Origin of the sequence: Aedoeadaptatus urinae (assembly GCF_900155585.1) — a bacterium.
In the GTDB taxonomy this organism is placed as follows: Bacteria; Bacillota; Clostridia; order Tissierellales; family Peptoniphilaceae; genus Aedoeadaptatus; species Aedoeadaptatus urinae.
Genome location: NZ_LT707417.1, coordinates 168,016 through 180,408, shown reverse-complemented (window position 1 = coordinate 180,408; position 12,393 = coordinate 168,016). Strand labels below are relative to the sequence as shown.

The following is a 12,393-nucleotide window of genomic DNA, read 5'->3' as shown; positions in this document are numbered from 1 at the left end:
ATAAGTAACAGTCTCAGCTTTTCTCGTGGTACCAGGGGAGGCTCGTCTGCCTTTTATTCCTTCCGCGCCTCGGCCATGGTCTTTAATTCCGCCGTCGCATCCACAAAAGCATTGGGCAGCTCGTCGTGGATGTCGTGGCCGCATCGATAGCCGGATTTAAGGACACTTCCCCGAATCAATCGATTCACCCTTTCTGCGTCTTTTTCATCCATGGCGGAAAGGAGCAGACCGTTTTCGTCGTAATAAGAGGGCGCGGTGGCCTTTGATGGCGCCGCGTGAAGAATCAAGGCGGGACAGGCGACGGCTCTTAAAGTCTCTTCCTGATCGAAGCCCTCAAACCACAAAAAATTGTAAAAGGCTCGTCCGAAACGCAAATCGTAATTGCCGGTGCGATCCTGCAGATTCCGCGTCCTGCAGACCAGCTCGTTTAATTTGGTCTTCGGCGGATAATACCAAACCGCCGGCACGCGATGGGAGCCTTCCTTCAAGCGCTTTAGAAAAGGTCCTTCCACCAGGCGATGCCAGTTGTCGCGACCGTCCTTGTTGAACTGCGCCTTCATGGAGGAATGAACCAGGTAATAGGCAGTGAAATTTTTCACCTCGTCTTGGGCGAGAAAATCGTTCATGGTTTTAAATTCCGAATAGGCGAAGGTCTTCTCCGCCCGATTCGGTTCCGTCGAAAAAAAGGGACCGTCTTCCAGGAGAAGCCCCGAGATATGCTCTTTATTGTCCGCGGCGATTTTTGCGGCGATCAACGCCCCGGAGGAATGACCGCTTACAAAGGCCTTTTCGCCGACGACCTCATTCATAAAGCCGATCAGATCGCGGGATATAGAGCGAATCTTATACTTGTCCGGATCTTTCGACGAACGACCGTGGCCGTAGCAGTCCACGGCAAAGACGTGAAAGACCTCGGCTAAAGCGGGAAGCACCTCGGCGTAATCCTCCTTCGACGCCATTTGCCCGTGGATCAACAGCAAAGGCTCCCCGCGGCTCGGCCCTTCCAAATAGGCGATGCTGCCGCCGCCCGGGACGTGATAGGTTTTTTCTTCAAAGCCAAGTTTTCTCCCGGTCTTTTTCATAAAATTGTCGTGGAAGTAATCCACGTGCGTATTTCTATAGGCGAAGGCCGTTAAAAGCAGCGCCGCCGCGAGCAATACAAACACGATACGCCTCCTTTCTCATCGCCTCTATTCATTTGTCTCAGCGGCGAAGTCCATCTTCCCGAAATCAATTATCCAAGGCATTCAGAAAATCCAACACGTCGCCGTTGATTTCACTTAGGGCCTCCTGCGGCTTGCGCTTATCCAAGCTTCCGTCGATTCGATTCGTCAAAAAAGGGGATATCCGCCCCATGTCCGTGAGACCGATATGGCCCACGCCCTTCACGTGGCGATTGACAAATTTCGGATCCTTCGCCTGAATCAGCTCCTCGTTACGGGCGTAGGTGGGGATGGTGCCCGTCTTCCCCCACAGGGCGTCGGAATAAATATGCAGAATCGGCCGCGGGTAAGGCGCCGCGGTCAACACATAGCGGTCGCCCTTCACGCCTTCCATGTCTTTGACAAAGGGCGCTTCCAAAACCACCAGGGCCTTCACATCCTCGGGTCGCTCCCTTCCCACGGCCAACATCGCCCCGCCGCCTAACGAGTGGCCCGAGAGAATCACCTCATCCTTGTCGATCATCCTTTCATACTCATTGTCGGCCTTGTCGTCTAAAAGCTCGTCCAAGACGAAATCAATGTCTTCGATCCTCGGATCCGTCCAACGATTCAGATCGGCCAAGGTGGCCTTTAAATCCTCGAAACCCTGAGACGCCATGACCTCGTTGAGAAAGGCCCTGTCGACAAACACCGTCTTGCCGTCTGAGAGCTTGCTGAAAAAAGTATGATGGGGATGGTCCAAAGACATAACCACATAGCCCCGGGACGCCAGCTCGCGAAACAGCGTTTCATTGGAAGCGCCGACGCCGAATGCCCCGTGAGAAAAGAGAAAGAGGGGCCGGGTGCCCTTCTGCAAATTTTCCGGCGCGTAGACGTGCACGGGAATCTCACGCTCCTCGCCCTCCGTGGCCATAGCGGGATAGGCCGTTTTATGTTTGTAATAGACCATATCTTCCTTCACCGCCTTGGGGCCCGTGGCAGCCGGGGCGGGGAGCACGGGAAAAAATACCCGAAAGCCCACATAGAGGCAGAGACAGATTTCAAAGACGACAGCCGCCGCCTTGACTCCCTTATGAGAAAACCGCCGCCGCGCCGTAAAAACCAAAAGCCATACCGCGGCGACAAAAACGCCGATCCAAAGAGACATCGCCCTCCCCCTTTCTAAATCCATCTTCAATTTATATATACGCCTGCGCCCGCTTCCCGTAAACCGTTGGCGACGAATTTTACAAAGGGGGCGAAGGATTTGGTGCAAAGGAGAAACCGTGATAAAATAAATAAAAAGAAACAGCTGCACGCAGAAAGGGGTATCACGTGAAAAAAGATTTTGATATGGAAAAAGCCAGAGCCTATGCCGACGACGTCTTCCACTCCGGCTACGCCTGCTCCGAGGCCGTCATCGACACCTTCAGAAAAACATTGGAGCTGGACATTCCCGACGAAGCCATCGCCATGAGCAGCGGCTTTCCCTGGGGACTGGGCGGCGGCGGATGCATCTGCGGCGCCCTGGCCGGCGCCACCATGTGCCTGGGCTACCTCTACGGACGCACCGAGCCCGGCGATCCCAAGATCAATCACTGCTTCGAAATGAGCAAAAAAATGCACGACGCCTTCCGGGATAAAAACGGCGCCACCTGCTGCCGCGCCCTCACCCACGGCTACGACAACGACGATCCCGACAGAAAATGCAAATGCGCCAAAATCGTGGACAACACCGTCACCGATCTGCTGACCATGGTGGCGGAGGAAGAGGCGAAATAAATACAGGCATAAAAAAAAGAGCCGCGAAGCTCTTTTTTTAGTGGAAGGAATCTTTATGGGGCGGAAGGTGGGCTTACAGACTTTCCCAAAAGCCCCACCACTCCGCCCAATTATTGGCGGCCATGGTGCCGGGACAAATCTTGCCGGATGCATCGAAGTGGCGCACCACGTGATCCTTGGGGATGCGGTAAAAAGCCATAAGCTCCCGCACCAGCTCACGGGCATGGGCGAGAGCCGCCCTGCGGTCCACGCCGCGATTGATGCAAATCTCCACGCCGATGGAATTGCGGTTCGTAATCCCCCGCTTCCCCCGGCCGTCGCCGCAGTGCCAGGCCGCATAAGCGTCCTCGATAATCTGCACCACAACCTGATCGTCTACAAAGTAATGGGCGCTCGCCCGCCGGTTCCCGCCGCCGAAATAACGGTAGTGGGCCAAGGCGTCGGCACCGGGAGCGGGATTGCCCGTGTCGTGCACCACGATATAGGCGATGCGCGTCCCGCCCCTGGGCGAAAAATTATAATGAATCAGCTTCTTGTTGATGAGCATAAAACCTCCTTAAACGCTTCATGGCCCGCACCTTCGTATTGGCCACGGTTTGATAAGACAAATTGAGCTTGCCCCCGATTTCAGAGAGCGACAGATCGAGAAAAAAATACATGGCGATCACCGCCCGCTCCCGATCCGGCAGATCATTCACCGCCACATGAAGCTCGCGGGCCCGCTCACGCGCCACCAGATCCCCCTCCGTGTCCTCCTCCGCCGCGAGATAGGCCACGACCTCATCGTTAAGAGGGACGTCGTTGTGCTTTATCCTGCGCTTTAAATCGTCCATTAAAAAATACGCCAGACGCTTGCGATAAAACAAATAAAAGGGCACGCCCCGATCCTCGTCGAAATCGTCGAGGGCTTCGAGCAAAATAACATTGGCTTCACCCGATAAATTTTCCGGATCCGCCGCATAGGGCTGGATCCTGCGGATCGTCGCCCGGGTGAGCGGCGACAGATCCACCAGTAGCTGCGCCAAGGCCTCGGGATCCCGAGACTTGGCGGCACGTATCAGTTGACCTTCCATAAAGATTAAAGACTCCTTTCACATATAATCGAACAGATGTTTTTTTCTGTGAGAATATTTTACCACTTATAGAACATACGTTCAATGAGTGGTGGATAGAAAGGGCGAGATGTTATCTCACCCTTCTATCCCGGGAAAGAGGGGGAAGCCCTCGAACCCCGAATTAAATAGCATAGCTGACGTAATGGAATCACGCTACTTTTCTCGTATAAATTTTCATTCTTACATGGCTCTTAGACCCGGGGAAGGGGCTAGGGCGTTGCGATTCGCCCTCTGCTAAGGCGGACCCGGTTCTTTGGACACGTCAACCCCTATGCGTGGAGCAGTGTGGAGCCGTATTCGTATGGCGTCATATCGCCGAGGCCTTCTTGGTATCGGCGGTAACGGTAGTAGTTTATGTAGTCGGCGACGGCGGCTTCGATCTCTTGGTCGTCGGCGTTTTCGTCGAATGGGACTTCTTGTTTCATTTTACCGAAGAAGGATTCGCAGGGCGCGTTGTCCCAGCAGTTGCCTTTTCTTGACATGGATTGGATGAGGCCCATGGATTGGACGGTGTCGCGGAATTTTTTTGCTGTGTAGTGAACGCCTTGATCGGAGTGGATGATGGCGTTTTGACTGTATCCGCAGGCGCTGAGTTGCTCGAGGGTCTCGAGGACGAAGTCGAGGCTGTAGCTTGTGCTGGTTTTGTAGGCGACGGGTTCGTTGGTTTGGGCGTCAATGATGACGGAGACGTAGGAGAAGTGGCCTTGGTGTTTGATGTAGGTGATGTCGGTGAGGAAGAGTTTTCTGGCTTCGCCGGGTTTGAAGGCGCGTTTGACGCGGTTGGGGGCGATTTTGCTTTCTTGGCCGTCGTTTTTCCGTTTGTCGTAGGGGCGTGCTTTTTTTACGGGGCATTTGAGTTGGTATTTCCGCATGATGCGTTGGATTTTTTTGCGGTTGTAGATGATGTCGTAGTCGTTTTTCAGGATCATGCGAAGGGAACGGCTGCCTTTGTGGTAGTATTTGCCGCTATGGTCATAGGCTTTTTGTATGAAGTACAGGGCTTCTCGATCTGCTTCTTCTCTTCGTTGCCGGTTTTCTTTGCTGGCTTTATAGTAGTAATAGGTGCTTCGAGGCAGTTGAAGATTTTCGCAAAGGGCTTTGATGTTAATGGCTTTCCCGTAGGTTTCGACGGTTTCTTCGATGATTTTACAGAGATCAGTCGTTCCATAGGCCTTCTTGTCGCATCGCCTCCCTCCTAGCCAGCCAGCTTTTTTTAATGCTTCGATCTCCGCGGCTTGTTGTTGTATGGTTTTTTCTTGCTTTGCCAGTTTGTCTTTGGCTTTTTTCATGTCGTCGATGGCATCGATGGCCTGCAGGGCTTCTTTTGCGGCTTCTTGGTCAATTGATTCGAGAATGGTGTCCCGAATGTGGCGTTCTTTCCATCGCGCGGTGGCTCGTTCGATGCGTTTGTCGCCTAAGATTTCCAGGTCAAAGCCGGCTTCAACGAAGATTTGTTTAGGCCGCTTGCCCTTGGTTAGCGCTTCAATGAAGTGTTTTTTAAATTCGGCCGTATAGAAAATGCATTGATCGTTGACTGATTTGACATTTGGATTGGTGCGTAAGATGCCTTGCTCTTCAGCAGTTAGTTTTCCTCGTCCCATGGTTTCCCTCCTTAATTGAATTATACACGATTTAAGGTAGGGGGAATGTCCAAATCTTGGGGACCGGGTTACTGCCCCTTCCCCGGGGCCCCATCCCCTTCCACCCACAAACGCCTTTTAGCAGTTCAAATGCCTATCGGCATTTGATTCCTGTTGGGCCGTTTCGCCGACGAAAGAATGTGAGTTGGATTTTTATTGAGGATGTGAAGTTTGACTTAATATACTTTCGCAACTTTAGTCTCTGGTAGGCAACGGACGCTCTCGTCCGGTCACTTTACATCTTCTCTTTATGGTATAATTTATTTAAATATAAACAAAAAGGAAGTGTTCATTATTCTTAAAACAAGCGACCTAATTACAAAATTAAAAGACAAGGGAATTACATTTGATCTCTGCAATGAAACCGACGCAATGAAGTTTTTAAATGAGCACAATTACTACGTTAAAGTTACTGCATATAAAACAAACTTTTTTAAACATGACAATAAATATGTTGGACTCGATTTTATGGCACTAGAAGACCTATCAACAATAGATATGCATCTTAAGCAATGGATCTTGAGTGCGAGCCTCAGCGTAGAACATTCTCTTAAAGTAAACCTCTTAAAGGACATGGAAGAAAAAGGTGTTGATGACTTTAATATCGTTGAGCACTATCTTGACAAGTACCCTAAGATTCTAGACGAAATTAAATCAAGAAGAAACAAGCCTTATGTTAAAAATCTTTTAGGCAAATATAAGCATCCTCATTACCCCATATGGGTCTTTCTTGAAGTGATCCCTTTTGGAGAGTTTGTAAACTTCTATAAATACTATTGCAGCGAATATACGTATGACGCGTTTCAAGAAGAGTTGTTATACAAGGTGAGAGACATACGTAATGCTTCAGCCCACAATATTTGTGTTATTCATGATCTGGGTAATAAAAGTGGATTTTATAATCAGGACTTGGTGAATATACTGGACATATTATTACCTAATACAAAAAGACGAACCATTCAGAACAGACTGAAAAACAATTCAGTTCAAGATTTCGTTTCGTTGCTTTTTGCAATCGACATCGTTATAAAAAGTAACGATCTGAAGAATCTATACTTTAAAAACTTGAAAAAACTTTTTGGCGAAAGAATGCCTCGAGATGCTTATTTGTATAAATCATCTCCTGCTATAAATCAAATGTATGAGTTTTGCAAAAATGTAATTGACAACCTCTGTAATTAAGATTACAATAGATACACGAACTGAAAACGAAAGTTTTGCGGGTGATGCATTTATGCGTCACCCGATTTTTTTATTCTTTCGAAGTTCAATCGTGATCATTCTTTTTTTACGCCCTCGGTTCTTGACTTTCCATGGCGGACGTTTTACACTTCTAAAAAAGGAGGTTGCTATGGCTGACTATACTAATATGGATCGGCGACCGGATGCCGACGACGATATGAACCGTCACAAGCCCAATGACGTGACGCGGCGTGCATTGATTGAAGCCGACGAAATGATCGACGACCCCCGTACCATCTACTATGCCGACGTAGAAGACGCTCTTTCGGAACTCAATAAAAACTAACACTTACCGTTTACTTCTCCCCTGCCCAATTACGTCTGCCCGACACACAACGCCCTTTCCGCGACACGGCCCAATAGGAATCAAATGCCGTCAGGCATTTGCACATTAGAAAAGCGTTAGGGTCGAGTGGGATGGGGTCCAGGGGAAGGGCCAGAGGGCGAATCGCAACGCCCTGGGCCCTTCCCCTAGTTTAGGAGCCATGTAGGAATGGTTTCTTAAGTAATAAAGTAAATTGATTTTATTACGTCAGCTACGCAATTCAAAGTCGGGTTGAGGGCGTTTGTGGGTTAAAGGGGATGTACAACTATACATCCGTTTCGTGAAGGCTTCGCCTCCCCGAAACGGTGTAAGACTGCATCTGACCTTCCGACGACTCGCTTCGCTCGTCGGGATAGGTCATGAGGGTCCAGGGGAAGGGCCAGAGGGCTGGAATGGCAACAGTTTTTTGGACACTTTTGTTAAGGTGTCGCTCGAATAACGGGCTTGCTTTTTATCCCCTCTCTTTCTCGGTATGCCAGAGGGGTCATGTTTTCAAGGCTTGTATGTCTTCGCTCGCTGTTCCACCATTGAATATAACTGCTGAGTTTCTCCCTTAGATCATTCAGGCTTTGAAAGGTTTCTCTCTCTAAAAATTCTGTTTTAAAACTCTTAAATATGTTCTCTGCCACGGCGTTGTCGTAGGGATTGCCGGGGCGACTCAGCGAGCGTTTAATGTGGTTGGCTTTTAAAAGGGTGCGTATATGGTTGTTATCGAATTCTTTCCCTCGGTCGGTGTGAAAGCAGCCGATAGCTTCTAACGGATAGGGGATGGTGTCGAATGCTTGTTGTATGAGGGCAGAGTCGCGACGTAAGCCGCAGGAGTAGCCGATGACTTCGCGATTGAAAAGATCAGTGATGGCACAAACGTAGGCCCAGCGCTGATGGATGCGAACATAGGTCAAATCAGAGACGATGACTTCCAACGGCTGACGTTGACTGAATTCGCGGTTGAGCGCATTGTGTATTTGCTCTTCGTTTTTCTTTGACGGATGATGTCTGTACTTTGCTTTGGTGTAAACGGAAACCAAATGTAGCTTCTTCATAATGCTGCGAATTCGTCGCCTGGAAGCGACGATGTTTTCCGCTTCTAATTCACTTTTTATCTTGCGTGCGCCATAGACGTTGCGACTTGCACGAAAGATGGCACGGACCTTGATCTCCAGATCGATCGCATCATCGGAGAGAGCTTTCGGCCGGTAGTAATAAGCGGAACGGCTGATGCCTAGTACTCTACAAAGCGCTGATACCGGGTATTTGTGTTTCAAACGATCGATGATGTATCGTTTTTCTCCGCAAGTATCAGCGCGGCCTGCTTTAAAATATCATTCTCCATCTTGAGCCGTTGAATCTCTTTACGTAAGGCAATCTTCTCCTGGTCCGATTCACTTAACGACACCGTCTCTTTGAAGGTACCGGTGGTACGGAATTGGCTAACCCAGCGGTCAAAGGCTGATGGGGTTAATGAATATTTCTGAATGATTTCTTGTCGGCTCATGCCTTCTTCGTAAAGATCCACCACGTGCTGCTTGAACTCGTCTGAAAAGGCTCTTCTTTTTCTAGGTGCTTTATCCATTTGATCCTCCTTGTTGATCATAAGATACCACACCTTAAGGAAACTGTCCTAATTATTGTAGCCTATCCAGGGCGAATCGCAACGCCCTGGGCCCTTCCCCTGGTCTAAGAGCCATTTTAGAATAAATCTTTAGCGAAATAGAAAACCGGATTTTATTCAGTGGGCTATGCAATTTAAAAAGAAGAGCATCGTTTGAGTAAGAGCAAAAAGAAAAAAGAGAACAAAAATTTTATATTCGGAAAACTATGTTTTTTTGCAATGAAAAAGGGACCAAAGGGTCCCTTTTTCATTGCATTTTGCTTTCAATGGTGTGTCCCAGCTCGGCGATGGTTTCCGCCAATTTGTCGAGCTTTTCTTCCATGCGGATGATGAAGTAGCTGGCGACGACGATGGGGAAGCCGGTGTTGGCGATGAGGGACAGGATGTCGTCCAAGTTCATGGCGAAACCTTACTCACTGAAAAGCTGAGTGGAAGAGACGGTAACCAGATCGGCTTTTTTTGCAGCAGTGAATTTGCCTTTGGCGCGAAAGACGCCGGCGCCGACGACGGCTTGGGCGGCGGCCTTCACCGTGCCGGCGTCCAGATCTTTTTTCGCGTCGTTGACTCGGATCAAGCCGGTTTTTCCCGACTCGTCCTGAAAGGTGACGGATACATAGGTTCTTTCCATTTCTTACCTCCTTATTTTAATCGTTGAACGGTGCTGACTTCGGCATACATGATGGGATTGGTGCAGAGACCGGCGAGGGCCTTGGCCGCAGCATTCATGTTTTCGTCGGTGGCTTCGGCGATGAGACCGGAATAGGTTTGACTCTTGGCAATGGTCTTGCCGGCTTCATCGGTGCCTCCGTTATAGACGATGCGCAGAGATTTCTTTTTTTCGTCCATGTGATCACCTCCTTCACTTATCAGATAGAAAAAGAGAGGAATTTTTACCTATGGTTTCGAAAAAAACCGGGGATTTTTTAAAGACACAATTCTTTTACTATTTTAACTATGTAGAAGAGCCCGATAAAGGGCTCTTTTATATTCGTGTCGTCTTATTGTCCTATGCATTTAAGGCATGGTTTATGAATTTTGCGCACAAAAAAACCCGCGTGTTTCCACGCGAGTTTTTTGTAAGCGAATGCTTAGTTGGTCTTAATCAGATTACACAGCATCTCCCGGTTGCAGTGCTGCGGGCATCGGATATACCTCTCTGACTAATTTCCAAACGCCGGCTGCTTCATCATAGAATTCAAAGTCATAAGCTTCTTTTTCGTCGCCTGCATTGAATTTCTTGAATTTGTAGCGGAAGTCAGCGTGACCAGCTTTAATCGCTTCTGTCATACCGTATGCTTCCGTGTCGTTTACTACGAAGTAGTCAACGTATACGCCAGCATCTTCGTCATAGATGTTGTTAGCATCGCTGAGAATCCACTTCTTGTAGCCGTTTAACAAACCATATTTAGTAAGGTCAGTTGCTTTAACGCCAGCAGCGTATCCTTGATTCTTTTGGTTGTTGTAAACAACGTTTTGCAGAACGCCTGCTTTTGCAATGCCATCAGGCATTACGGATACGATGTCTACGGTGTTCGTGCGGGTAGAATCGATAAATCTGCCTTCTGCATCCTTAACAACATTACCTGCTAAGGTACGGAATTGAATCAATTTACCTGCCTTTAATTGACCATCGCAGAAGATGTTAGCATCTACGCCGGTGGTGAATAATCTGGCGGTGTTGCCTCTTTCGTCTTTAACGATTAATTTGTTACCGTCATATTTAACAACTTCGACGATAGGATATTTTACGGTATCCTTGTGTTTGATCAACAGATCAACCTTGATGCCGAGAGCAGCGTTTACGCTGTAGTTTACAACGTTGAGCTTGCCGTCGTTAAAGTTGAAGGGTAAGTGGAAGCGATAGGATCCAACGTTCTTCACGATCTTGTCACCGGCGGTGTTTTCGAAAGTGAGGTTGTAATCTCTGGTAGCTTCGTTGGTAACGCGGAGCATTTGTGTTCCGTTGTTGTCTTTTTGTACTCTGTTGAATACGACAACGGTGGCTTCGTTGTAGCCTTGGATAGCAGCGGGTCTGGAAGTTTCTTGTTTGTTTGCGGGGGAGGTTACATTGTAGCCTGCGTAAACATTGTCGAACCAGTTGCTTGCTGCGGTGTTGCCTAAGATACGAAGAGCTTCGTCAACGCTGTTAACTTCCGTTAATTGGTTCTTAACGACGTCAGCAACGTAATATTTGGTCTTAGAGGTTAACTTAAGAGTTCTGGACCAGTCATTAGTACGTCCAGCAGCTTGATATACCCAATTGGTAACGGATTGTGCATCAGTTACGTTCTTTGCGGGGGACATGAAGCGTCCGCCTTGGAAAGTGATGGACTTGGGATCGCCATTGTTGTAATTGATTTTAGCTAAGATAGAATCTACGGAACCATAACGGTTGCCACCGAAATCAATGACACGGCCTAAAACAGTTTCAAGAGTACGATCTGCAACATCAGCCCAACGAGCGTTGTCTTGGTCGTTGTTGCTGCTGCCGATTGCTAAGTCAGCCGGGTTACCTAATTCCAATACGTGGGTAACTTCGCCCTTGTCGTTAGCGAGAACTCTAACGAAGGAGCCGTAGTAGTATTGGGGATTGGATACTGCGCCGGCAAATACGATTTGAGCCGGATTAGTGTGGTGCGGATTAACGTTTACGTCGTAAGCCGATTGGTTACGTTGATAGAGAACGAAGGTGGTGTTGGGGGTAAACTTCAAAGTTTTAGCCTTGTCACCTTGGTTGATGGTGATTTCACCGTTCTTAATTTGAGAGAGAATACCTCTCACTTCGTTTACGGGCATCTTCTTGATGTAGTTCAATTTATACATTGCGTTGTAAATCATGGTGAAGGCATCTTCACGGTTTACTGCTTTGTTAGCGTCTGCAACGGTTACATCTTCAAAGATACCGAGGTCGTATGCCCATGCCATCCACTTAACAGGCCATTCTTTGTTGGCTTGGTCGTGCATGTCTTTGGTCAGATCTTTTTTGGTTAAGGTAACCAACATTTTTGCCAATTCGGCATAGGTTACGTCTTTAGCGGGTTTGAATACATTGCCCGGATAACCGATTAAGAAGGGAAGGTTGTTTGCCTTGGAAGGTTCGGTGCTACCTACGTTGATGTAGCCGTTAGCCCAGTGGGTTAAGTCTACGTCGCTGTAGAGTTTGTAAGCGCCTTGTAAGGAATCAGCCTTCTTGTCTAAACCGATAGCATAGACGAGAAGCTTACTAACTTCTGCACGGCGAACGTTCTTGTCAAGTGCGAGATCATTGTTTTTGGGATCTTCGTTGACCTTACGTCCTAATACGATGTTGTTGTCTTGCAGCCATTTAATCTTTTCGGCTTTACCTACTTTTTTGGGGACAACTGTTTCAGTTGCCTTGGGAGCTTTTTTAGCTTCCTCTTTTTTAGCAGGTGCTGCCGCAAAGACAGAGCTGAAGGTGCCGAGTACCATGACTAGTGCGAGTACAAGGCTAAGAAATTTCTTGTTCATCTTGTCTTTCGACCTCCTTATGAATTTTCAGATTCTTCCAGGCATA

13 protein-coding genes are annotated in these 12,393 nt (G+C 48.2%); 3 read left to right on the top strand and 10 right to left on the bottom strand.

Features of this window, described 5'->3' with window-relative positions:
- Positions 1–53 precede the first annotated feature (53 nt).
- Positions 54–1,166, bottom strand: coding sequence for an alpha/beta fold hydrolase (locus BQ7397_RS03185; RefSeq protein ID WP_077074730.1), 1,113 nt, complete (start codon positions 1,164–1,166; stop codon positions 54–56).
- A 64-nt stretch (positions 1,167–1,230) separates the two neighbouring features.
- Positions 1,231–2,310: an alpha/beta hydrolase family protein gene (locus BQ7397_RS03180; protein ID WP_077074729.1), complete on the bottom strand. Its 1,080-nt coding sequence runs from the start codon at positions 2,308–2,310 to the stop codon at positions 1,231–1,233.
- 167 nt (positions 2,311–2,477) lie between these two features.
- On the opposite strand from BQ7397_RS03180, the gene BQ7397_RS03175 reads away from it, so the two are divergent.
- Positions 2,478–2,924 carry a C-GCAxxG-C-C family (seleno)protein gene (locus BQ7397_RS03175; protein WP_144019961.1) on the top strand — a complete coding sequence of 149 codons (447 nt, stop codon included), beginning with the start codon at positions 2,478–2,480 and terminating at the stop codon, positions 2,922–2,924.
- Positions 2,925–2,997: 73 nt separating this feature from the next.
- On the opposite strand, the gene BQ7397_RS03170 is transcribed toward BQ7397_RS03175, so the two are convergent.
- The 3 genes from BQ7397_RS03170 to BQ7397_RS03160 form a co-directional block, all read right to left on the bottom strand.
- On the bottom strand, positions 2,998–3,471 hold the full coding sequence (locus BQ7397_RS03170) for a peptidoglycan recognition protein family protein (RefSeq protein WP_077074728.1): 474 nt from the start codon (positions 3,469–3,471) through the stop codon (positions 2,998–3,000).
- Positions 3,440–3,997 (bottom strand): RNA polymerase sigma factor, encoded by a 558-nt coding sequence (locus tag BQ7397_RS03165; protein WP_077074727.1) that lies wholly within the window; start codon positions 3,995–3,997, stop codon positions 3,440–3,442. The genes BQ7397_RS03170 and BQ7397_RS03165 overlap by 32 nt, the downstream gene beginning before the upstream one ends.
- A gap of 311 nt (positions 3,998–4,308) precedes the next feature.
- Positions 4,309–5,640 (bottom strand): IS3 family transposase, encoded by a 1,332-nt coding sequence (locus tag BQ7397_RS03160; RefSeq protein ID WP_077074726.1) that lies wholly within the window; start codon positions 5,638–5,640, stop codon positions 4,309–4,311.
- A 411-nt stretch (positions 5,641–6,051) separates the two neighbouring features.
- Here BQ7397_RS03160 and BQ7397_RS03155 point away from each other — a divergent pair, with 411 nt between their 5' ends.
- The gene (locus BQ7397_RS03155; RefSeq protein ID WP_083703422.1) at positions 6,052–6,861 is read left to right on the top strand and encodes an Abi family protein; all 810 of its coding nucleotides are present in this window, start codon (positions 6,052–6,054) and stop codon (positions 6,859–6,861) included.
- A gap of 169 nt (positions 6,862–7,030) precedes the next feature.
- Positions 7,031–7,207, top strand: coding sequence for a hypothetical protein (locus BQ7397_RS09175; protein WP_159435155.1), 177 nt, complete (start codon positions 7,031–7,033; stop codon positions 7,205–7,207).
- A gap of 458 nt (positions 7,208–7,665) precedes the next feature.
- Here the strand turns inward: BQ7397_RS09175 and BQ7397_RS03150 are convergent.
- The 5 genes from BQ7397_RS03150 to BQ7397_RS03125 all read right to left on the bottom strand — a co-directional run bounded on the left by BQ7397_RS03150 (position 7,666) and on the right by BQ7397_RS03125 (position 12,347).
- Positions 7,666–8,819 (bottom strand): IS3 family transposase gene (locus BQ7397_RS03150; RefSeq protein WP_144019960.1). Its coding sequence is split into 2 segments (ribosomal slippage): positions 7,666–8,535 and positions 8,538–8,819, totalling 1,152 coding nucleotides; the frame shifts between segments, so codons are not numbered across the junction.
- A gap of 286 nt (positions 8,820–9,105) precedes the next feature.
- On the bottom strand, positions 9,106–9,258 hold the full coding sequence (locus BQ7397_RS03140) for a YvrJ family protein (RefSeq protein ID WP_234970564.1): 153 nt from the start codon (positions 9,256–9,258) through the stop codon (positions 9,106–9,108).
- Between the two features lie 9 nt (positions 9,259–9,267).
- A complete protein-coding gene (locus tag BQ7397_RS03135) occupies positions 9,268–9,486 on the bottom strand; it encodes a DUF2922 family protein (protein WP_077074724.1) in 219 nt (72 codons plus the stop codon).
- A gap of 11 nt (positions 9,487–9,497) precedes the next feature.
- Complete coding sequence (locus BQ7397_RS03130; protein ID WP_077074723.1) at positions 9,498–9,704, bottom strand: DUF1659 domain-containing protein; 207 nt, start codon at positions 9,702–9,704, stop codon at positions 9,498–9,500.
- A 261-nt stretch (positions 9,705–9,965) separates the two neighbouring features.
- On the bottom strand, positions 9,966–12,347 hold the full coding sequence (locus BQ7397_RS03125; RefSeq protein ID WP_077074722.1) for a hypothetical protein: 2,382 nt from the start codon (positions 12,345–12,347) through the stop codon (positions 9,966–9,968).
- Positions 12,348–12,393: the final 46 nt, after the last annotated feature.